The sequence below is a fragment of the Candidatus Pelagibacter bacterium nBUS_27 genome (genome assembly GCF_051200985.1).
Classification (GTDB): Bacteria; Pseudomonadota; Alphaproteobacteria; order Pelagibacterales; family Pelagibacteraceae; genus Pelagibacter.
On sequence record NZ_CP172845.1, the window covers coordinates 690131 to 712868 of the forward strand.

At 30.6% G+C, this 22738-nt stretch carries 25 protein-coding genes and 3 tRNA genes; 4 read left to right on the plus strand and 24 right to left on the minus strand.

Annotated features, from left to right (window positions below; all coding sequences use genetic code 11):
• Position 1: 1 nt before the first annotated feature.
• The 20 genes from ACIJYG_RS03795 to ACIJYG_RS03890 form a co-directional block, all read right to left on the minus strand.
• Positions 2-1483, minus strand: a complete 1482-nt coding sequence (locus ACIJYG_RS03795) for an NADH-quinone oxidoreductase subunit M (protein WP_435095290.1) — start codon at positions 1481-1483, stop codon at positions 2-4.
• A complete protein-coding gene (gene nuoL, locus ACIJYG_RS03800; RefSeq protein ID WP_435087329.1) occupies positions 1483-3396 on the minus strand; it encodes an NADH-quinone oxidoreductase subunit L in 1914 nt (637 codons plus the stop codon). Before nuoL ends, ACIJYG_RS03795 begins: the two co-directional genes overlap by 1 nt.
• Positions 3397-3398: 2 nt before the next feature.
• Positions 3399-3710, minus strand: a complete 312-nt coding sequence (nuoK, locus tag ACIJYG_RS03805) for an NADH-quinone oxidoreductase subunit NuoK (protein WP_271491689.1) — start codon at positions 3708-3710, stop codon at positions 3399-3401.
• Positions 3703-4335, minus strand: coding sequence for an NADH-quinone oxidoreductase subunit J (locus ACIJYG_RS03810; protein ID WP_435087331.1), 633 nt, complete (start codon positions 4333-4335; stop codon positions 3703-3705). Before ACIJYG_RS03810 ends, nuoK begins: the two co-directional genes overlap by 8 nt.
• A 4-nt stretch (positions 4336-4339) precedes the next feature.
• Complete coding sequence (nuoI, locus tag ACIJYG_RS03815; protein ID WP_435087333.1) at positions 4340-4825, minus strand: NADH-quinone oxidoreductase subunit NuoI; 486 nt, start codon at positions 4823-4825, stop codon at positions 4340-4342.
• Positions 4826-4827: 2 nt separating this feature from the next.
• On the minus strand, positions 4828-5826 hold the full coding sequence (nuoH, locus tag ACIJYG_RS03820) for an NADH-quinone oxidoreductase subunit NuoH (protein WP_435087334.1): 999 nt from the start codon (positions 5824-5826) through the stop codon (positions 4828-4830).
• Position 5827: 1 nt separating this feature from the next.
• Entirely contained in the window at positions 5828-7867 is a 2040-nt protein-coding gene (gene nuoG, locus ACIJYG_RS03825) for an NADH-quinone oxidoreductase subunit NuoG (RefSeq protein WP_435095293.1), read from the minus strand.
• A complete protein-coding gene (gene nuoF, locus ACIJYG_RS03830; RefSeq protein WP_435095296.1) occupies positions 7860-9191 on the minus strand; it encodes an NADH-quinone oxidoreductase subunit NuoF in 1332 nt (443 codons plus the stop codon). Before nuoF ends, nuoG begins: the two co-directional genes overlap by 8 nt.
• On the minus strand, positions 9184-9792 hold the full coding sequence (gene nuoE / locus ACIJYG_RS03835) for an NADH-quinone oxidoreductase subunit NuoE (RefSeq protein WP_435095299.1): 609 nt from the start codon (positions 9790-9792) through the stop codon (positions 9184-9186). Before nuoE ends, nuoF begins: the two co-directional genes overlap by 8 nt.
• The gene (locus ACIJYG_RS03840; RefSeq protein WP_435095302.1) at positions 9789-10964 is read right to left on the minus strand and encodes an NADH-quinone oxidoreductase subunit D; all 1176 of its coding nucleotides are present in this window, start codon (positions 10962-10964) and stop codon (positions 9789-9791) included. Before ACIJYG_RS03840 ends, nuoE begins: the two co-directional genes overlap by 4 nt.
• Positions 10948-11553, minus strand: a complete 606-nt coding sequence (locus ACIJYG_RS03845) for an NADH-quinone oxidoreductase subunit C (RefSeq protein ID WP_435095305.1) — start codon at positions 11551-11553, stop codon at positions 10948-10950. The genes ACIJYG_RS03840 and ACIJYG_RS03845 overlap by 17 nt, the downstream gene beginning before the upstream one ends.
• A 2-nt stretch (positions 11554-11555) precedes the next feature.
• Entirely contained in the window at positions 11556-12071 is a 516-nt protein-coding gene (locus ACIJYG_RS03850) for a NuoB/complex I 20 kDa subunit family protein (protein ID WP_435087343.1), read from the minus strand.
• Positions 12072-12083: 12 nt separating this feature from the next.
• Positions 12084-12452, minus strand: a complete 369-nt coding sequence (locus ACIJYG_RS03855; RefSeq protein WP_435095308.1) for an NADH-quinone oxidoreductase subunit A — start codon at positions 12450-12452, stop codon at positions 12084-12086.
• An 87-nt stretch (positions 12453-12539) separates the two neighbouring features.
• Positions 12540-12616 (minus strand) — tRNA-Asp (locus ACIJYG_RS03860).
• 13 nt (positions 12617-12629) lie between these two features.
• Positions 12630-12705: transfer RNA gene (locus ACIJYG_RS03865), tRNA-Val, on the minus strand.
• A 51-nt stretch (positions 12706-12756) separates the two neighbouring features.
• Complete coding sequence (gene lon, locus ACIJYG_RS03870) at positions 12757-15135, minus strand: endopeptidase La (RefSeq protein ID WP_435095311.1); 2379 nt, start codon at positions 15133-15135, stop codon at positions 12757-12759.
• 60 nt (positions 15136-15195) lie between these two features.
• Positions 15196-16464, minus strand: coding sequence for an ATP-dependent Clp protease ATP-binding subunit ClpX (gene clpX, locus ACIJYG_RS03875; RefSeq protein WP_435095313.1), 1269 nt, complete (start codon positions 16462-16464; stop codon positions 15196-15198).
• Positions 16465-16555: 91 nt separating this feature from the next.
• Positions 16556-17167 carry an ATP-dependent Clp endopeptidase proteolytic subunit ClpP gene (gene clpP, locus ACIJYG_RS03880; protein WP_435095316.1) on the minus strand — a complete coding sequence of 204 codons (612 nt, stop codon included), beginning with the start codon at positions 17165-17167 and terminating at the stop codon, positions 16556-16558.
• A 33-nt stretch (positions 17168-17200) separates the two neighbouring features.
• Positions 17201-18625: a trigger factor gene (gene tig / locus ACIJYG_RS03885; protein WP_435095319.1), complete on the minus strand. Its 1425-nt coding sequence runs from the start codon at positions 18623-18625 to the stop codon at positions 17201-17203.
• A gap of 10 nt (positions 18626-18635) precedes the next feature.
• Positions 18636-18720, minus strand: a tRNA-Leu gene (locus ACIJYG_RS03890).
• Between the two features lie 101 nt (positions 18721-18821).
• On the opposite strand from ACIJYG_RS03890, the gene ACIJYG_RS03895 reads away from it, so the two are divergent.
• The 3 genes from ACIJYG_RS03895 to ACIJYG_RS03905 are packed head-to-tail and all read left to right on the plus strand — an operon-like array spanning position 18822 to position 19654.
• On the plus strand, positions 18822-19073 hold the full coding sequence (locus ACIJYG_RS03895) for a DUF1289 domain-containing protein (RefSeq protein ID WP_435087354.1): 252 nt from the start codon (positions 18822-18824) through the stop codon (positions 19071-19073).
• Positions 19066-19236, plus strand: a complete 171-nt coding sequence (locus tag ACIJYG_RS03900) for a hypothetical protein (protein WP_435087355.1) — start codon at positions 19066-19068, stop codon at positions 19234-19236. Before ACIJYG_RS03895 ends, ACIJYG_RS03900 begins: the two co-directional genes overlap by 8 nt.
• Positions 19223-19654, plus strand: coding sequence for a hypothetical protein (locus tag ACIJYG_RS03905; protein WP_435087356.1), 432 nt, complete (start codon positions 19223-19225; stop codon positions 19652-19654). The genes ACIJYG_RS03900 and ACIJYG_RS03905 overlap by 14 nt, the downstream gene beginning before the upstream one ends.
• Here ACIJYG_RS03905 and ACIJYG_RS03910 read toward each other — a convergent pair.
• Positions 19651-19782: a hypothetical protein gene (locus ACIJYG_RS03910; RefSeq protein WP_435087358.1), complete on the minus strand. Its 132-nt coding sequence runs from the start codon at positions 19780-19782 to the stop codon at positions 19651-19653. The genes ACIJYG_RS03905 and ACIJYG_RS03910 overlap by 4 nt on opposite strands.
• Positions 19783-19830: 48 nt before the next feature.
• On the opposite strand from ACIJYG_RS03910, the gene ACIJYG_RS03915 reads away from it, so the two are divergent.
• Positions 19831-20511 (plus strand): uracil-DNA glycosylase, encoded by a 681-nt coding sequence (locus ACIJYG_RS03915; protein WP_435095322.1) that lies wholly within the window; start codon positions 19831-19833, stop codon positions 20509-20511.
• Here the strand turns inward: ACIJYG_RS03915 and ACIJYG_RS03920 are convergent.
• The 3 genes from ACIJYG_RS03920 to ACIJYG_RS03930 form a co-directional block, all read right to left on the minus strand.
• Positions 20501-20923 (minus strand): YbgC/FadM family acyl-CoA thioesterase, encoded by a 423-nt coding sequence (locus ACIJYG_RS03920; protein WP_435095325.1) that lies wholly within the window; start codon positions 20921-20923, stop codon positions 20501-20503. The genes ACIJYG_RS03915 and ACIJYG_RS03920 overlap by 11 nt on opposite strands.
• Before the next feature lie 199 nt (positions 20924-21122).
• Positions 21123-21773, minus strand: a complete 651-nt coding sequence (locus tag ACIJYG_RS03925; RefSeq protein WP_435095328.1) for a DUF3047 domain-containing protein — start codon at positions 21771-21773, stop codon at positions 21123-21125.
• 218 nt (positions 21774-21991) lie between these two features.
• Complete coding sequence (locus ACIJYG_RS03930) at positions 21992-22738, minus strand: SDR family NAD(P)-dependent oxidoreductase (protein WP_435095331.1); 747 nt, start codon at positions 22736-22738, stop codon at positions 21992-21994.

Consider the following 22738-nt stretch of genomic DNA (forward strand, 5'->3'; position numbering starts at 1 on the left):
TTTATTTATTAATTAAATTTGAATTATACATATTAATTAGATCACTAACCGAAACTTCAATTGTGTTTATTAATGGGTCAGGGTAAAAACCAAAAAACAATGTTGGTATAGCTAAACATGCTAAAATAAAATACTCAGATTTATTTAGATCTATCATTGATTTAAGATCCTCATTGATTAATTTTCCAAAAACAACTCTTTTGTATAGCCATAACATATAAGCAGCCCCAAGAATTACACCTAAACTAGCTAAGACAGCGACTAAAAAATTATCTTTAAACACCCCCATTAAAATCAAAAACTCTCCAACAAAACCACTCGTTCCAGGTAAACCAAGTGCAGCAAGAGTAAATAACATGAACAAAATTGAGTATTTTGGAATGATAGACACTATTCCACCATACGAGCTGATTAATCTTGAATGCATCCTATCATAAACAACTCCAACACATAAAAATAAAGCAGCAGATACTAAGCCATGACTTATCATTTGAATGATACTTCCTTCTATACCTTGTTGTTGAATAGTAAATATTCCTAAAGTTACAAAGCCCATATGTGCTACAGAGGAGTATGCAATGAGTTTTTTCATGTCTTCTTGCATTAAAGCTATTAGAGATGTGAGAATTATTGCAATTACACTTAAAGTGTAAATTAAAGGTGTAAAAATTTCTGACGCAACAGGAAAAAGACCTAATGAAAATCTTATAAATCCATATCCAGCCATTTTTAGTAAAATCGCTGCTAACAAAACTGATCCAGCGGTAGGAGCCTCTACGTGTGCATCTGGCAGCCAAGTGTGCACAGGCCACATAGGTGTTTTTACAGCAAATGAGCTAAAAAATGCTAGCCATAATAAATTTTGATATTTTGGATCTATACTAAGTTCGTAAAGTTTAATTACATCTGTAGTGCCTGAAATCCAATAAATTGAAATAATAGCAACTAACATTAATACAGAGCCAAGAAGTGTATATAAAAAGAATTTAAAAGCTGAATATACTCTTTTTGGACCACCCCAAATACCAATGATTAAAAACATTGGAATTAAACCTGCTTCAAAAAATAAATAAAAAACAACTAGATCAAGAGCGCAAAAAACTCCAATCATGAAGCTTTCCATAATCAGTATTGCAATTAAAAAATCTCTTAATTTAGTTTTGATCGAACTGTTTACCGATATGATACATAAAGGTGTAATAAATGTGGTTAAGATAATAAATAAGATTGAAATTCCATCTACACCAACTTTATAATTTATAAAATTCTCAATCCAAATTCTTTCTTCTATAAATTGAAAGTTAGATGAAGACTGATCAAAAGAGGCCCATAGATAAATAGAAATTACAAAATTAACCACTGATGTAAATAAAGCAACATATTTAACAGTTGAGTTGTTACCTTCTTTATCTTTGGTAAAAAATAAAAAAAGTGCACCAACAGTTGGTAATAAAATCAAAGATGAAAGAATTGGAAAGTTCATTATTTAACAATCAAAAAGGTTAATAAAGCTGAAAAGCCCAAAAGCATTACAAAAGCATATTGATATATGAAGCCACTTTGAAATTTGTTTGCCTTTATTGAACATTTTTTTATAAAAGATGAGATGCCGTCTGGTCCAAAACCATCAATTAATTTTCCATCACAAAATTTCCAGAAAAATAAACCTAATTTTTTTGATGGATTGATAAAAATGACTTCGTATAATTCATCAAAATACCATTTATTAATTAAAAATTTATATAAGGGCTTATTCATATTTGCTATTTGATTTGGTAATTCTTTGTTTTTAACAAATAAATAATAAGCTATTGGAATTGACAGCAATACTAAACAAGGAGTCATCAACAAAAACCAGGTTGGAGGATGCTCTAAGCTTAATGGTTCTAAAAATTTAATCGACTCAGCCCAGAAATGATTTTCTCCACCATGACCAACAAATAAGTCTTTGAATAAAAAACCTGCAAATATAGCTCCAATAGATAATATCACTAAAGGTATCAACATTATTAAAGGGGACTCATGTGTTTCCTCAATATTTACTTTTTTATTATTATAATTTCCGTGGAATGTTTTAAAAATTAATCTCCATGAATATATTGAAGTTAAAAATGCTGTAAAAATTCCAATTCCTGCAGCATAATATCCAGTAGTATTTCCCTTCAAATATGCAAATTCAATAATGGCATCTTTTGAATAGAAACCTGATAGAAATGGAAAACCGGTAAGAGCAAGTGTTCCAATAATCATTAATGCATATGTATAAGGCAATTTTTTCCAGACGCCTCCCATATTGTTGATATCTTGTTCATCTTTAAATGCATGAATTACAGAACCTGAGCCTAAAAATAGTAAAGCTTTAAAAAATGCATGAGTAAATAAATGAAACATCGCCACGTTATAAGCTCCCACCCCGGCTGCAAAAAACATATAACCTAGTTGACTACAAGTTGAGTAAGCAATAATTTTTTTTATATCGGTTTGAACTAATGCAACTGTGGCTGCAAAAAAAGCAGTCGTCATTCCAACAATTGTTATCAAGTTCAATATTAATGGGGAGTATTCATAAATTGGTGAACATCTTACAACCAGAAAAACTCCCGCTGTAACCATTGTTGCAGCATGAATTAATGCAGAAACGGGTGTTGGACCCTCCATTGCATCAGGTAGCCATGTATGAAGTAAAATTTGTGCTGATTTACCCATCGCTCCAATAAATAAAAGCAAACAAATCAAGTCTATTGCTTTAATTTCGAAACCTAAAAAAGATAAATTTTTATCAATAACAGTTGGAATTTGTTGAAAAACTTCTGAGTAATTGACTGTTCCAAATAAATAAAAAATTAAAAATATTCCAAGAGCAAAGCCAAAATCTCCCACTCTATTAACAACAAAAGCTTTAATTGCTGCAGCATTTGCACTTTCTTTTTTAAACCAAAAACCAATTAAAAAATATGAACATAAACCAACTCCCTCCCAACCAAAAAATAATTGAATAAAATTATCTGAAGTCACCAACATCAACATTGCAAATGTAAACAATGAAAGATAAGCCATAAATCTTGGTTTATGTGGATCATGTGACATATAACCAATTGAATAAATATGAACTAAAGATGAAACAGAAGTAACAACAACTAACATTACTGCTGATAATGGGTCAATCAACATGGACCAATTAACATCTAGCGATCCGGAATTTATCCAAGTTGCTATAACAATATTTTCTTCATATTGATTAACTATAACTTGATATAAGACAAAGATTGATAAAAACGCAGATATTGAAACGAAAACACTTGTAATAATTTCAGAGTTTCGATCACCTATATATCTTCCAAAAAAACCAGAAATGATTGAAGCAATTAGGGGAAGAAATAAAATAGAAATTTCCATAATTATCCTTTCAACTTATCTATTTCTTCAACACGAATTGTTCCCGAATTTCGATAGTACACTACAATTATTGCAAGTCCAATTGCAGCTTCTGCAGCTGCCACAGTTAAAATAAATAAAGTAAACACTTGTCCAGCAAGGTCACCTAAGAAAATTGAAAACGCCACTAAATTTATATTAACAGCAAGCAATATCAACTCTATGCTCATTAATATAACGATAATGTTTTTTCTGTTTAAAAAAATACCAATAATACCAATTGAGAATATAACTGCTCCTAATGTTAAATAATGTCCTAAACCAATCTCAGTCATCGATTTTCACTCCTTTATTGGTTTCAACATCTAAAACCTGAACACCTTCAGATCTTTCTCTTGAAATTTGTTTTAAGTAACTTTGCTTTTTAACTCCTTCTCTTTTTCTAAAAGTTAAAACAATAGCACCAATCATTGCTACTAATAAAATCATTCCACTTAATTGAAATACATGAATATAGTCAGTGTATAAAATCTGTCCAAGCGCATGAGTATTACTCACATTAAAAGTATTTAATGAATTATTTATATCAAATAAATCAGGCTTATATTTCCAACCACCAATAACAATTATTAATTCAAAAAATATGATCGTACTAATGATCAAACCTACTGGAATGTGCCCTGAGCTTTCTTGTGAGGCAAACCACTGGTTTTTTTGTTGAGCAACGTTTAACATCATCACTACAAATAAAAACAACACTGCTACAGCACCTACATAAACAATTAACATTATCATTCCTAAGAATTCAGCACCTATCATTATAAAAAGACATGAGATACTTATAAAATCTAAGATAAGAAAAAAAACAGAATGGACAGTATTTTTAGAGACTGTAACCATAATTGCTGAAATTACAGCTATAATTGAAAAAGTATAAAAGAAAATTGAGTGAGCTATCATAGATTTATCTGTATGGATTATCAGCTTTGATATTTGCAGCTAAAACATTCTCCCATCTATCTCCGTTATCTAATAGTTTATCTTTAGTATAATAAAGCTCTTCTCTTGTTTCTGTAGAAAATTCAAAATTTGGACCTTGAACAATCGCATCAACTGGACATGCTTCTTCACATAAACCACAATAAATGCATTTCATCATATCAATATCGTATCTTGTAGTTTTTCGGCTTCCATCATCTCTAGCGGCTGACTCTATTGTTATAGCTTGAGCAGGACACACAGCTTCACATAATTTACAAGCAATACATCTTTCCTCACCATTAGGGTACCTTCTTAACGCATGCTCTCCTCTAAAACGTGGACTTATTTTTCCTTTTTCAAATGGGTAATTAATAGTTTTCTTTGGTTTGAAAAGTTCTTTAATTGCAATAATTAAACCTCCAACAAAGTCCGTCATAAATATTGTTTTAAAAAATCTTGAAATTTTCATAATTAATTTGTTGGTAGTAAGTTAAAGTAAAATAAATAACTAGCAGTCAGCACAACCCAAGTTAAAGATAAAGGTAAAAAAACTTTCCAACCAAGTCTCATTAATTGATCATATCTATATCTAGGAACAATAGCTTTAACCAAAGCAAATAGAACAAATAACAATAAAATTTTTAATATAAGCCAAATCGCTCCAGGCACCAATGTAAATGGATAAATTTCAATTGGGGACATCCAGCCACCTAAAAACAAAATAGCACCCATAGCACACATTAATAAAATATTTGCATATTCACCTAGCCAAAACATTGCATACATCATTCCAGAATATTCTGTTTGATAACCAGCAACTAATTCTGCTTCTGCTTCCGGTAAATCAAAGGGAGGTCTATTTGTTTCAGCTAGAGCTGAAATAAAAAAAATAACAAACATGGGAAATAATGGAATAACGAACCATAAATTTTTTTGAGCTTCAACAATATCATTTAAATTTAATGATCCCACACATAATAGAACGTTAATGATTATAACACCTATAGAAACTTCATAAGAAACCATTTGAGCAGCAGATCTTATAGCTCCAAGAAAAGGATATTTTGAATTTGATGCCCAACCTCCCATTATAATTCCATAAACACCCAAAGAAGAAACCGCAAATAAATATAAAATACCCACATTAATATCTGCTAAAACTTGTGTTGCACTAAATGGTATTACAGCCCAAGCAACTAAAGCTAGGGTCATAGTAACAATTGGTGCTAAAATAAAAATTACTTTATTTGAGCTAGATGGAATAATAATTTCTTTAAATATGTACTTAAGAGCATCTGCTAACGATTGAAGTAAACCAAATGGTCCAACCACATTTGGACCTTGTCTTTTTTGAACAAAAGCCCAAACTCTTCTATCAAGCCAGACTATCATAGCAACAGATACAAGAACTGGTACTAACAAAAAGAGTATTTTGTAAATTTCTTGAAAAACAATATTTAAATATTCCATCCTAACCCTCTGTGCCTGTAGATTGATAATTTAATTTTGAATTATTGCATTCAACCATAGTTTTTGAAGATCTAGCTATAACGTTTGAAAAATAATAATCTTTTACATTAATTTTTAGAGTTTCATTTGTGAATTTATTTTCATCAAACTCAGTATTGTTATCACCTGTGTTTTTTTGTTTTTCTTTTTGTAAATTGAGATAATTAAACATGCTGCTTTCTAATTCATCTTTATCATTAAATAATTTTCTATTATTCATTAACTCAGCAAGCTCATTAATAATTTGCCAATCTTCTTTTGCATCTCCTGGAGGATATGATGCCTTATAAGCTTTTTGAAGCTTGCCTTCTAAATTTGTAAAATATCCATCTTGCTCGGTGTATGCAGAACCAGGTAAGATAATATCGGCTATTTCAGCACCTTTATCACCATGACTACCTTGATAAATAATAAATTCATTTTTCTTATCAAAGTTTAAATTGTCTTGCCCAACTAAATAAATGACATCAAATTTGTGGTTTTGTAAATCTTCTAATAGATTGTTCTCTTCATTTACTAAACCCAGATCATAATTGCCAACTGTTGCTGCGTCACGAGATAAAATATTAAACGGATTCCAATCCTCACTAACTTTTTTATTTTTAACAAGAAAATCTTTAATTTTATTAAAGAAATACATTGATGAATTTAAGTTAAGTAATGATTCACCTAATATTACCATTGGTTTATTTGCGCTTATAATTTGTTTAGATAGATCATGTTTTCCATCAAAAATATCTTTCAGTGTTTGAGTTTGCCCATCTAAACTTTCATAAGGAAAAGTTAAGTCACCTAAATCATTTAATGAAATAATTTTAGTATTATTGTTTAAATAAGATTTTCTAATTCTTGCATTTAATATTGTTGCTTCATATCTTGGATTTGTTCCAATTAAAAAAATAAAATCAGATTCCTCTATGCCATTTATTGTTGAATTAAACAGATAATTTTCTCTTTTGCTTGTATTTACAAATCGATTATCTGATCTAGATTCATAATTTTGTGTGTCAAGAGTACGATCAAAAAACTCTTTAAAGATATATCCTGTCTCCATGTTAGATAAATCACCTACAAAGCCACAAACTTTTTCTTTTGTAGTATTTTCAATTTTTGATTTAATAATTTTGTAAACTTCGTCCCAAGAAGCTTTTTCAAACTTGCCATTATATTTTATAAAAGGTGTGTCTAGTCTTTGACTTAATAAGCCGTCACAAGCATATCTTGTTTTATCAGAAATCCATTCTTCATTGATATCTTCGTTTATAATTGGCAACACCCTTTTTACTTCCCAATCATAAGTATCAACTCTTATATTTGATCCAATTGCATCCATAACATCTATGGACTCTGTTTTTTTAAGTTCCCAAGGTCTTGCTTCAAACACGTAAGGTTTTGAAGTTAGGGCGCCAACTGGACATAAATCTACTACATTAGCTGAAAGCTCAGATTGCATCGATTGTTCTAGATACGTTGTAATTTGCATATCTTCACCTCTTCCAATTGCACCAATTTCTGGAACCCCAGCTATTTCAGTTGCAAACCTTACACATCGTGTACAGTGAATACATCTTGTCATTTGAGTTTTAATTAAAGGACCCATATTTTTTTCAGGGACTGATCTTTTGTTTTCTTTAAATCTTGATTTATCTACCCCATAAAACATAGATTGATCTTGAAGATCACATTCTCCACCTTGATCGCAAACTGGACAGTCTAGTGGATGGTTAGCAAGTAAAAACTCCATTACACCTTTTCTTGCTTTTTCAACAAAGGCTGTGTTTGTCTTTATATTCATTCCTTCTGCTGCAGGCATTGCACAAGATGCTACTGGTTTAGGAGATTTTTCTATTTCAACTAAACACATTCGACAATTTCCTGCTATTGAAAGTTTCTCATGATAACAAAATCTTGGAATTTCAACTCCAGCTATTTCACATGCCTGAAGAACTGTTAAACCCTCTTCAACTTCTACATCAATATTGTTTACTTTTAGTTTAAGCATCTTTTTTATATAATAAGTGTTGATCCACTAAGTAAGGAATTGTGTTCTTTTTCTCTACAATTAGATCTAAATTATTTCTTTCTTCTATTTCTTTTTTAAAATGTCTCAAAAGTCCTTGTACAGGCCATGAAGAACCCTCACCAAATGCACAAATTGTATGACCTGCAATTTGATTTGTAACATCACCTAGCATATCAACTTCATCTCTACTAGCTTCTCCTTTTGCCATACGCTCAAGCATTCTCCACATCCAACCAGAACCTTCTCTGCATGGTGTACATTGTCCACAACTTTCGTGTTTATAAAATCTTGCAATCCTTGCCATACATTTAATGATGTCCTGATCTTTGTTAATAACGACGATACCAGCGGTACCTAATCCACTTTTTTCAGCCATCAAAGAATCAAAATCCATAGTCAATGTTTCACATTTTTTTTTGGGTATAAGTGGCATTGATGAACCACCAGGTATTACAGCTTGTAAGTTTTCCCAGCCACCAACAACGCCACCTGCATGAACTTCAATTAGCTCTTTTAGAGGAATGTTCATTTCTTCTTCAACATTACAAGGGTTATTTACATTACCTGAAATACAAAAAATTTTAGTACCTGTGTTTTTTTCTCTACCAAGTGACGCAAACCATTTGCCACCTCTTCTAAGAATAGTTGGCACAACAGCTATAGTTTCAACATTATTAATAATTGTAGGACACCCGTATAGACCTATTAAGGCTGGAAAAGGTGGTTTTAATCTCGGTTGACCTTTTTTGCCTTCAATACTTTCAAGCAAGGCTGTTTCTTCACCACAAATGTATGCTCCTGCACCATAATGAATATAGATATCTAAATCCCACCCCGTACCAGCTGCATTTCTACCTATTAATTTTTTTTCATAAGCTTCATCTATTGCTGCTTGAAGTTTTTCACCATCAACAAAATATTCACCTCTAATATAAATATAGCAAACATGTGCTTGGACTGCATAAGCTGCAATCAAGCAACCTTCTATTAATTTATGAGGTTCAAATCTTAATATATCTCTATCCTTACATGTGCCAGGTTCAGACTCGTCACCATTAATTACTAAATAATGTGGTCTTGATCCAACTTCCTTAGGGGCAAAAGACCATTTTAATCCTGTAGGAAATCCTGCTCCACCTCTTCCTCTTAATTGAGAACTTTTAACTTCATTGATTATCCAGTCTCTTCCTTTGTCAATCAAATCTTTAGTGTCGACCCAATCTCCTCTTTTCTGAGACGAGGTAACATCTGAACCCATATCATTATATAAGTTTTGAAAAATTCTATCTTTGTCTTTAAGCATTTTTTAAATCCATAAGTGTTTTTCTATTATTTTCAGGCTCATTATTTACACGACCTCTATAGGAACCCGGTTTAGGTTTTTCACCATTTAAAATCTTTTCTAATATTTCCAAAGTTTTTTCTTTATCAAGATCTTCATAATAATCATCATTGATCTGCATCATAGGAGCATTTACACAGGCCCCAAGACACTCAACTTCCATCCAAGAACAACTTTTATCACTTGATAGCTCTGTTTCATTCTCAGAGATTTTTTCTTTACAAGCTTCAACTAGCTTATTTGCACCTCTAATCATGCATGGTGTAGTTGTGCAAACTTGCACAAAAAACTTTCCAACAGGAGATAAATTGTACATTGTGTAAAAAGTAGCAACTTCATAAACTTTTATGTAAGGCATCTCTAAAAATTTAGCTATACATTTCATTGCAGCTAATGGTATCCAGTTATTGTTTTGCCTTTGAGCAATATAAAGTAAAGCCATCACTGCACTTTGTTGTTTACCTTTTGGATATTTAGAAACAATAGTTTTAGCAGCTTCTAAAGATGAAGAATTAAACTCAAAAGTTTCTGGTTGATCTTTAGCTGGCCTTCTTAAACTCATCTATCCACCTCTCCAAAAACAATATCTAAAGAACCTAAAACAGCTGGAACATCAGCTAACATATGGCCTTTTATTAAATAGTCCATTGATTGAAGATGTGAAAAACCTGGCGCTCTAATTTTGCATTTGTATGGTTTGCTTGACCCATCTGAAATTAAATATACACCAAATTCACCTTTGGGAGCCTCCACAGCAGTATAAATTTCATCTTTTGGCACTCTATAACCTTCTGTAAAAAGTTTAAAATGATGAATCAAAGCTTCCATAGATTGTTTGATTTCTTTTTTAGATGGAGGACTTATTTTTCCATCTAATGACTTTATGGGTCCTTTTTCCATCTTTGCTAAACATTGTTTTATTATAGAAACACTTTCCTTCATCTCTTCAATTCTACACAAATATCGATCGTAACAATCTCCATTTTTTCCAACAGGAATCTTAAAATTTAATTGATCATAACAATCATATGGTTGAGATTTTCTTAAATCCCAAGGTATCCCCGATCCTCTTATCATAACTCCTGAAAAAGAGTAATCCAAAGCATCTTCTTTAGATACAATTCCTATATCTACATTTCTTTGTTTAAAAATTCTGTTATCAGTTAATAAACTTTCAAGATCATCAATAATTTTTGGAAATGTTTGACAAAATTTTCCAATGTCATCTTCTAGTCCAGTTGGTAAATCTTGATGAACTCCCCCAGCTCTAAAATAATTTGCATGAAGTCTTGATCCAGACGCTCTTTCATAAAAAGTCATCAATGTTTCTCTTTCCTCAAAACCCCACAATGAAGGAGTTAAAGCCCCAACATCTAATGCCTGTGTGGTTACATTCAAAATATGACTTAAAATTCTACCTATTTCACAAAACATTACTCTTATGTATTGAGCTCTAATAGGAACATCGATATTCAATATCTTTTCTACAGCAAGAGCAAAGGCGTGTTCTTGGTTCATAGGAGCAACATAATCTAATCGATCAAAATAAGGTACTGCCTGCATATAAGTTTTATTTTCAATTAATTTTTCAGTTCCACGATGAAGTAAACCTATGTGTGGATCAGCTTTTTCAACAACCTCTCCATCTAGTTCTAAGATTAATCTAAGAACACCATGGGCAGCAGGATGCTGTGGTCCAAAATTTAAGTTTAAGTTTTTAATTTTTTTTGTCATTATTGTCTATTTCATCTTTGATATATTTTGTTCCTTCCCAAGGACTTTCATAATCAAAATTTCTATAATTTTGCTCTAATTTTACTGGTTCACTAATAACTTTTTTTTGATCTTCACTATACCTAACCTCCGTATGGCCAGTTAAAGGAAAATCTTTTCTTAAAGGGTGACCTTCAAAACCATAATCTGTTAATATTCTTCTAAGATCTGGATGATCTTTAAAAGACACACCGTACATATCAAAAACCTCTCTTTCCATCCAATTAGCAGATGGAAAAATACTTGTTAATGATTGAATTACCTCGTTTTCATTTATCGAGTAACTCATAATAATTCTTTGATTAAACTCATGGCTTAAAAATAAATAAACCATTTTAAATCTTTGAGTATTCTCTGGGTAATCTACAACTGTGATATCTATAAGTTGTCTAAATTTTGTTTCTTGGTTTGTTTTTACAAAAAGTGTTACATCAATTAAATCCTCTTTATCAATTTCTATATACAATTGATTGTGTTTTATTTTGGTACTATTAATTTTAGTAGTTAACTCTGAATTTATCTTTTTTTCTAAATCTATTAAGTTATTCATAACTATCTAATGAAAGAGCCTTTGTTTCTTATTTTTTTTTGTAGCTGCAATATTCCATATAATAAAGCCTCAGCAGAAGGCGGACATCCAGGAACATAAACATCAACTGGCACAATTCGATCACACCCCCTAACTACAGAGTAAGAATAATGATAATAACCCCCTCCATTTGCACAACTACCCATCGATATCACATATCTTGGCTCAGGCATTTGATCATAAACTTTTCTTAAAGCTGGAGCCATTTTATTAGTAAGGGTGCCTGCAACAATCATAACATCAGATTGTCTTGGGGATCCTCTTGGAGCAGCTCCAAATCTCTCTAAATCATATCTTGGCATTGCTGTTTGCATCATCTCAACCGCACAACATGCAAGACCAAAAGTCATCCAGTGTAGCGAACCTGATCTAGACCAGTTTATTAAATTATCTAATGAAGTCGTTATAAATCCATTCTCACTAAAATCTTTAGCGAGTTGTTTAAATTCTTCTGGAACTTGATCTATTTTATTATTCATTATGATTAATTTTTATTCCCAGTCTAAAGCACCTTTTTTCCATTCATAAATAAAACCAATTGTAAGTATGAACAAAAAAATCATCATTGAGGAAAATCCCAATATACCAATATTGCCTAGTGAGATAGCCCAAGGAAACAAAAATGCAATTTCCAAATCAAATATAATAAATAAAATAGCGACTAAATAAAACCTAACATCAAATTCCATTCTAGAATCTTCAAAGGGCTCAAACCCACACTCATAAGCTGATAGTTTTTCTGGATCAGGTTTTTTTGGTGAAAGTATATAATTTATAACAACAAAAGCACAACTAAGTCCTAATGCTATGACCAAAAATATAATTATTGATAAGTAATCTTTTAAAAATTCAGATAACATGGAAATCTATATAGCAGTTTTTATCCTTAGTTGAAGAGCTGATACGTCACATTTTAATTGATATTATTTAAGTAAATTGAGGAAAAGTGGCGGGAGTGAAGGGACTCGAACCCTCGACCTATCGCGTGACAGGCGATCGCTCTAACCAACTGAGCTACACCCCCACTTTTATTATTTTGGTGGGTAGTAAAGGACTCGAACCTTTGACCCCCTCGGTGTAAACGAGATGCTCTACCAACTGAGCTAACCACCCACAAAATATGGCTACTTATTACATCAACAGTTTGGTAAAGTAAATTAATTATTATTGAATACTAGCTTGAGATTTATCGTCTTTTTTAGATATATCTACCTCAACCCACTCGGTTCTTTTAAGTTCCTTTGTTAGAGCAACTTTTAAAACTTGATCAGCATATTCAACTGGCGTGATCTTAATATCATCAATTATTTTTTTAGGCATATCTACCAAGTCTTTTTCATTTTCTTTTGGTATCAATACCTCTTTAATTCCAGCTCTATGAGCTGCTAAAAGTTTTTCTTTTAACCCACCTATTGGTAAAACTTGTCCAGTTAGAGTCACTTCACCAGTCATTGCAACATCTCTTCTAACTGGAATTCCAGTAATTGATGAAACTATAGATGTAACCATTCCGATTCCTGCTGATGGGCCATCTTTTGGTGTCGCACCTTCTGGCACGTGAATATGAAAATCTTTTTTTTCAAATAGCGGTGGAATAATTCCATATTCTAAACATTTAGATCTTACAAAAGATTTAGCAGCTTTAACAGATTCTTGCATGACATCTCCAAGCTTACCTGTAATTTGCATTCTACCTTTACCAGGCATAGTTACAGTTTCAATTTTTAAAATTTCTCCACCATACTCAGTCCATGCAAGACCAGTTACAATACCTACTCTGTCTTCAGACTCTAATTCACCAAATTTAAATTTAGCTATACCTAGAAAATCAGATAAATTTTTATTATTTATATTTACTTCCTTCTCTTCACCAGCAACTATTTTTTTAACAACTTTTCTTGCTAGTTTTGAAATTTCTCTTTCTAAATTTCTAACACCAGACTCTTTTGTATAACCTCTAATAACTTCTTTAATGATATCGTTTTCTAATTTCATTTCTTTATCTTTCACACCATTGTCTTTAATTTGTTTGGGTAAAAGATATTTGTTAGCAATACTTATTTTTTCATCCTCTGTGTAACCAGCAAGTCTAATTACTTCCATTCTATCTAAAAGTGGCGGAAGGATATTTAGTGTATTTGCTGTTGTAACAAACATTACATCAGACAAATCATAATCAACTTCTAGGTAATGATCATTGAACGTCGTATTTTGTTCTGGATCCAAAGCTTCCAATAAAGCAGATGAAGGATCTCCTCGATAATCATTTCCAATTTTATCTATTTCATCTAATAAAATAAGTGGATTTTTAGTACCAGCTTTTTTCATCATTTGTATTATTTTTCCAGGTAACGAGCCTATGTAGGTTCTTCTATGTCCTCTTATTTCAGCTTCATCTCTCATACCACCTACAGACATTCTAACAAATTCTCTATTAGTTGCTTTAGCAATAGATTTACCTAACGAAGTTTTTCCAACTCCAGGAGGTCCAACTAAACATAAAATTGGTCCTTTAATCTTTTCCATTCTTTTTTGAACTGCAAGAAATTCTATTATTCTTTCTTTAACTTTTTCTAGTCCAAAATGATCTTTATCTAGAATATTTAAGGCTTTTGTTAAATCAATATCAACTTCACTTTTCTTGTGCCAAGGAAGTTCTGTCATCCAATCAAGATAATTTCTAACGACAGTTGCTTCAGCTGACATTGGACTCATATTTTTTAATTTTTTAAGTTCTTGTAAGCATTTCTTTTCAACTTCTTTGGGCATTTTAGCTTTTGTGATAGCCTTATTAAGGCTAGTAGTTTCATCTTTACCATCCTCAATTTCACCTAATTCTTTTTGAATAGCTTTTAACTGCTCATTTAAATAATATTCTCTTTGAGTTTTTTCCATTTGAGTTTTAACTCTACCTCTAATTCTTTTTTCAACACCTATGATGCTTGTTTCGTTTTCCATTATTTTGATAATAGCATTTAGTCTTTTCTTAACATCTACTGTTTCAAAAATTTGTTGTTTTTCAGAAATAGTTGCGTTGATATGAGATGCTATATTATCAGCAATTTGAGAAGGGTCATTTAGTTGTTTAATCGTATTAATAGTTTCACTTGAAACTTTTTTATTAATGGAAGTTAACTTTTCCAATCTTCTTAGCGCAGTTGCCGCAAGTGGGTACAAATCTTCGTCCTTAGCAACAACATCATTATAATGAGCGTAGTCACAAGTTATAAATTTATCATTATCTTTAAAATCTAATATTTTTACTCTTTTGATACCCTCGACTAGGACTTTAACAGTTCCATCAGGTAGTTTTAAAAGCTGTAGAATGCTTCCCTCACATCCATACATAAATATATCTGTTTTTTTAGGGTCATCAATTTCAGAGTTTTTCTGAGTAACTAAAATTATTTTTTTGTCTTTTTTCATTACCTCGTTTAAAGCTGAAATAGACTTGTCTCTTCCAACAAATAGAGGAATTACCATACTTGGGAACACAACTATGTCCCTTAAAGGTAATAGAGGTAATGTGATTTTAACATCCATGACTTTAATATGGATATTATATCTTATATTGCAATAGGTTTTTGGTAGTTATTAAAGATATTAAGCCGCTGATGGCTTGTTAGTCTTTATTTTACTGTCCCCTTTAGTATGAACTAATATAGGTTGAGACTGTCCTTTAGCGGCTCCTGCGTCAACTATAACTTCCTCTATGTTGTCTTGACTTGGTAAATCATACATAGTTTTTAATAAAATATTCTCTAAAATTGATCTTAAACCTCTTGCACCTGTTTTCTTCTTAATTGCTTTTTGAGCAATTTCTTTTAATGCATTTTCTTTAAAAGTTAACTTTGCTCCATCAAGCTTGAATAATTCTTGATATTGTTTTGTTAATGAATTTTTTGGTTCTTGTAAAATTTTTATCAATGATTTTTCATCTAAGTCTTCAAGTGTTGCTATCATGGGTAGTCTACCAATAAATTCTGGAATTAAACCAAATTTTAATAAGTCTTCTGGTTCAAGTGTTTTCATCCACTCACCTGTTTTCTTGTCTTGTGTATTTTTAACATCAGCGCCAAAACCTATTGATGTACCTTTATCTCTTTGAGAAATAATTTTATCCAATCCGGCAAAAGCACCTCCACAAATAAACAATATATTTGTTGTATCAACCTGTAAAAATTCTTGTTGTGGATGTTTTCTACCTCCTTGGGGCGGAACACTTGCAACTGTTCCTTCCATAATTTTTAGTAAAGCTTGTTGAACACCTTCACCTGATACATCTCTAGTGATTGATGGATTTTCTGATTTTCTACTAATTTTGTCAACCTCATCAATATAAACAATTCCTCTTTGTGCTTTTTCAACATTATAATCTGAAGCTTGTAATAATTTTAAAATTATATTTTCAACATCTTCACCAACATAACCTGCTTCTGTTAAAGTTGTTGCATCTGCCATTGTAAAAGGAACATCTAAAATTCTAGCAAGAGTTTGTGCCAATAATGTTTTACCACAACCTGTTGGGCCAACTAACAAAATGTTAGATTTTGCAAGCTCAACATTTTTACTTGTTTTGCTTTCATAATTTAATCGTTTGTAATGGTTGTGAACAGCAACAGATAAAACTTTTTTTGCATGTGGCTGACCAATTACATAATCATCTAAAACTGAACAAATTTCTTTTGGTGAAGGAAGTCCATCTTGATGTTTTACAAAAGTGTCTTTGCTTTCCTCTTTGATAATATCCATACATAATTCAACACACTCATCACAAATAAATACAGTAGGACCAGCAATTAATTTTCTAACTTCATGTTGGCTCTTTCCACAAAAAGAGCAGTAAAGAATATTTTTATTATTTGTTGTCATAATGTTTTTTTAACGAATCAATTAAATTACTGTATTATAGAAGACTCCTACTAATCAAGTTTGGATTATATCGCATCCAATATATGGTGGTTTAAGATCTTTTTTCTACTACTTCGTCTATTAGACCAAAGTCTTTAGCAACTTCCGCAGTCATAAAATTGTCTCTTTCTAGAGCAGACTTAACTTCATCCACAGATTTGCCTGTATGTTTTGAATAAATTTCATTCAATCTTTTTTTTAATGAAGAGACTTCATTTGCATGTATTTCAATATCTGTTACTTGACCCTGAAACCCTGCTGAAGGTTGGTGAACCATAACTCGTGAATTTGGAAGTGAAAATCTTTTACCCTTTGTTCCAGCTGCAAGTAAAAAAGAACCCATTGAAGCAGCTTGTCCAATACATAAAGTTGAAATATCCGGTTTAACGTATTGCATAGTATCATAAATTCCAAGACCTGCTGTAACAAGACCGCCAGGACTGTTTATGTATAAATAAATTTCTTTCTTAGGATCTTCCGCCTCAAGAAATAATAGCTGTGCAGTAACCAATGATGCTACGTTGTCATTAATTTGACCTGTTAAAAAAATAATTCTCTCTTTTAAAAGTCTTGAATAAATATCATAAGCTCTTTCACCCTTATTGGATTGTTCGACAACCATTGGGACTAAAGTGTTCATGTGTTCAAAAATATCTATTGTCATAAGTTGATTCGTCCTAACTTATACAACTTGAGATTACTTTTTGCTAACTTTTTTTGCTGCTGGCTTTGATTTTGAAGCTTTTGAAGGTGATTTTTTTTCTTTAGTAGATTTTGCTTTAACTTTTTTATCTTCGCCATGATCATGTTCATGGTCGTGATTGTGATCATGTTTATGTGCATCTTTTAGAATTTTTTCTGCCTCATCTTTAGAAATCTCTTTTTTATTTGGCTTAGCTTTTTCTTTAATCAAATTAAGAATTTTTTCTTCATAAACTGTTCCTCTTAAACTAGCTACAGCCGAAGGGTTTTTTTGATAAAAATCCATTACCATCTTTTCTTGACCTGGCATCATTCTAAGTTGTTTTTGAACCTCAGCTTGAATTTCTTGCTCTGATACCTGAACTTTATTTTGTTCACCGAATTCATTTAATATTAATCCTGTTTTAATTCTAGTTTTTGCTGTCTCAGTAAATTTAGCTTTATTTTTCTTAGCTTCAGCTTCATCCATACCTTGTGAAAGAATTTTAACTTCTTCTTCAATTAAATTTTCAGGAACCTCGTCTATTTTAATTTTTTCAATTTCTTTTAATATTTGGTTTTTAGATAATTGATCTAATGAATTTTTATATTCATCATTTATCTGTTTTGATATTAACACCTTTAGATCATTTAAATCTTTAGCACCTAAATTTTTTGCAAAATCATCATCAATTTTTACTTCTTCAGGATTTTTTACATTTAAAATCTTACATTTAAATTTAGCAGATTTATTTACTAATTCTTTTTCGGGAAAGTTTTCTGGTAAAACTGCATCTACAATTTTTTCATCATCTTTTTTGACACCAATAAGCTGTTTGTCAAAACCTTTTAAAAACAAATCTTTACCAAGTGTTAATTGAGTATTTTTACCTTCGCTACCTTTAAATTCCTTACCATCTACAGTAGCTTGATAATCCAATGACACTAAATCACCCTCTTTTGCTTTGGTCTCAGCACTTGCTTCTTTAAAGCTAGGTTGATTTTTAGCTATTTCTTTAATTCTTTTATCTGTTTCGCTATTATCAATTTTAACAGAATATTGATCAAATTTTATACTTTCTATGGATTTAACATCTACTTTAGGTAATTCAGTTACAGACAAGACATATTCTAGCTCTTTATCTTCACCGTAAGTTTTTAGATCTAATTTTGGTTGACCCGCTGGTTTAATTTTATTTTCTTCAAGAGCCTTTGTTGATGTATCTTTTAATACTTTATCTAAAACTTCTCCAAATACAGCTTTACCGAATTGTCTTTTTAAAACTTCTTTTGGAACTTTTCCTGGACGAAAACCTTTTAGATTTACAGTGCCTTTAATCTCTTCATATTTTTCATCCATATAAGAGTTCATTGTCTCTTTATCGATAAAAACTTTAACGTCTTTATTTAAGCCTTTTATATTTTCTACAGTTACTTTCATAATATTTTAATGGTAGGGCGAAAAGGACTCGAACCTTCACATCCGAAAATATTGGTTCCTAAGACCAACGCGTCTACCAATTCCGCCATCGCCCCACAAATTACGTGGTTTTATATATTATTGAAACTATTTGTCCAATGACAATTGATCAAAAATTAACTATTTATCACCTATAATTTAAAAAAAATTTTGAAAAATGATAATTTCACCTTGTATTAGTATTTGTAAAACTGATCCCTCCACAGGTTATTGCTACGGATGCGGAAGAAATAATGATGAAAAGAAGATTTGGAAATCTGAAGATACAACAGATGAATGGAAAAAAGAAAATTTAGATAATATTAAAGATAGGCTTAGTGGTTGGCAGCTAGATAGTTTTAATGAGTCCTATCAGCACAAAATTAATAATGGAATTTCTCTATTTAAGAAAAATTTAAAAAATGAATAAATCAACAATTGTAATTATAATTTATATTATAGGTTTAATTTTTGGTGCCGTAGTATTGGATATGTGGAATGCCCAAACTAGTCCTAAAGCTTTAATAGGTATTGGGTGGACAACATTATTATTAATAGGATTATTTTTAACTGAAAAAAATGAAAAAAATTAAATTTTTAAATTATCTGGGTTTAATATTGTTTTCTTTAATTGCAGCTAATAGTCTAAATGCAGAAATTATCATCCTCAGTTCATGTGATAATAAAAAAGATGGTTTCTTAAAGAACGAATACATTTTAGATTTAGAAAAGTCATTAATGACTAGAAATTTTGTTTACAATAATAAAACGTTCAAAAAATATCGTATAACTGATCTCTCGGTTAAAAAAGAAAACACTTTGACAAAATTTATATACCAAGAAGATGATAAAATTTTAACTGATAAAATTGGCTACCCTCAATTTTATACACAATTATTATTTGAAATAGACAATCCAAATATTATGATAAAAACAGTAATTAATAATGAAGAAGGAATTTCTTTTATGTCTTCATGTAAAAAAATTGAAAGATTTGAAAAAGAAAGTTAATTTTTCTTTTTATTTTTTTTTGTAGAATTTTTGTTTTTAAAATTAAACCTACTGCTATTTGTAATGCTACTTCTATGTTTTGCGTAAGCTTGTTTTTGAGCTTGTTTCATTGCTTTTTTAGAAGACATAATATCTATAATCTAATATTCTATTTCCAATCAATATCAATTACTTAAATGAATTATAAATTTAATAGACTGAATAGAACAATTATTAAATGCAAAAAATGCCCAAGATTAGCTAATTTCATTAAAAAAGTTTCTAGAGAAAAAAGAAAGCAAAATATTAATGAAAACTATTGGGGCAAACCTGTTACGGGATTTGGTGATATAAATGCAAAACTTTTAATACTGGGATTGGCTCCTGCAGCACACGGGGGAACAAGAACAGGACGTGCATTTACTGGTGATAAATCTGGAGAATTTTTATTTCATTGTTTGTATAAATCTAAAATTTCTAATCAACCATTTTCAAAAAGTTTAAATGACGGTCTTAAAATAAAATCTACATATATCACAAATATTTTAAAATGTGTTCCTCCTGGAGACAAGCCACTAAATAAAGAATTAGATAATTGTTCTAAATATTTTGATACTGAAATTTCAAATCTTAATAAATTAAAGATAATTATTACGTTGGGAAAAGTAGCTTTCGATAACTGTCTCAAATTTTATAAAAAGAAATACACTTTAACTAAAAAGATGCATTTCAAACATGGAAAATCCTATCTATTACCTGATAATGTAACTTTAATGCCCAGCTATCATCCTAGTCCAAGAAATGTAAATACAAAATTAATTTCTGAAAAAATGATGGTTACTTTATTTAAAAGAGCTAAAAAAATATCTAAAGCTTAATACTATCGCAAAAATAAGGTTTAAAATTATCAAAAATTACATCTGGTACTTTGACTGGTTTACCTTTTTCATTAATGAAAACTAAATGAACTTGCGCCTCAACTATCGAAGATTCGTCTTTAGTAATAAACTGATTCATAAAAAATGATGTCTTTGTAACTGATTTTACAAATGATCTAACAACTAATTGATCCTCAAGATGAGCAGATTTTTTGTATTCAATGTTGCAAGATTTAACAATAATAAGCGCACCAAATTTTTCTTTTATTTGTAAATTACTCAATCCAATTGTTGCTAAAGCTTCTGTTCTGGCTCTTTCAAGGTATTTGAGGTAATTGGCATAATATACAACTCCACCTGCATCTGTATCTTCGTAATATACTTTAACATTGTGGTAAAAGTTTTCATGCATAAAAGTATTCTATCAATAAAAATGATAATTTAATAGAAACTAAGATATAATTTGAATAATAAAAATTTATATTATTTGGTTAATTGGAGTTATTTTGTGGAATTTTGGTTTTCCTAACGCACAACCAATAGAGGATGTTATTGTGGCAATTCTTTTATCTTTTTTAAGTATAGGATTAAAAAAATATTTTTAACTTTAATTAATTGGCAGAAAAATAAATATTTTGAAAATAAGAGACAGCTTTCATTTTTGAGTTATCAGTATCTACCATAATCGCTAAGCCATCTAATTGGCTTACATCTAAATCATGAAATTTTTTAAAATCATCTTTAACATTTGCCTTAACTGTAACCCACTTATCCAAATTTTCTTTTGTGGTTGCCAAAACATTATCTATAGATTTTTTTGTATATGGACTTGGTGAATTAAATCCCACCCCATTATTACTCGAAAATACATAATTTATAGCCCTATTTGATAAAACAGTTGCTCCTGTTTTTTTTATGACAAAAACGCGCGCCGCAAAATCATGTCCCTTTTTGGTATTTTCTTTAATTCCCTTTAAATCTCTCTCTATTTTCCAAGTAATATTGATATATGGAGTTTTATTAAGATCAATATTTATCTCTTTTCCAAGTCCTGAAGCTGCATTATCAGCAACAGCTTTTAAATAATTACCATTCTCATTAGACCCTATAGAATAAACTGTTTTATTATCAGCTCCTCTTACTTTTCTTACTTCTAATTTGGAAAGCTCTGAATTTGTAAATTCAAAAACATTTGTGATATCTGCGTTAGCAGAAGAGAAAGAAATAAAAATTAAAGAAATTAAACTAAAAATTCTGATCATAAAAAACTTATAAATAATTATTTTTTAATTACAACTTTTAGACATATTTTAAACATTCTTAATTCAATATTTGTCATTAAATCAAAATAATGAAAACAATTTCAATTTTTTTATTATTAATCTATTGGTCTGTAATGATTTTTGCACCAGTTATAGGAAAAGATGCTAATATTAATAAAAATGAAAAAATTATTAAAAATTTTTAGCTACTAATTGTATTAATACGTAGATCTACCACCACTAATATCAAACACAGCCGCTGTAGAAAAAGAATTTTCCTCTGAAGAAAGCCAGCAAACCAATGCTGTAAACTCGTGTATTTCAAGAAATCTTCCTCTGGGTACCTTAGAAAGCATTCTTTGAACATGCTCTTTACTCATTTGATCTAAAATTCTTGTTTTGGCTCCTGCTGGTGTTACAGCATTTACAGCTATATTCTTATCAGCAAGTTCTTTTCCAAGAGACTTTGTAAGGCCTATTGCGCCTGCTTTTCCAGAACTATAAGCACTTGCATTTGCATTTCCATCTTTACCAGCAACAGATGCTACGTTTACTATTCTACCATAGTTATTTAGAATCATATTTGGAACTATTGCTCTGCAACAATTAAATGTACCATTAAGATTTATTTGAACTATTTTATTCCACGTCTCAACGTCATACTCCCACAAAGGAGCTGTTGGGCCTGTAATCCCAGCATTATTAATTAAAATATCAATATTTGATTTTGCTGTAATGTCTGAAACTATTTTTTCAATTTGTTTATAATTCGAAACATCTACTACATTATAACTTAAATTAGGATTATTGACTTCATCAACAGCTGATTTGAGCAAGTTTTCGTCAATATCCCAAATAATAACTTTAGCACCAGAGTTTAAAAACCGTTTTGCAATATCAAGACCAAACCCTTGACCACCACCAGTTATTACAGCTGTTCTATTTTTAAAATCAAATTCATTCAT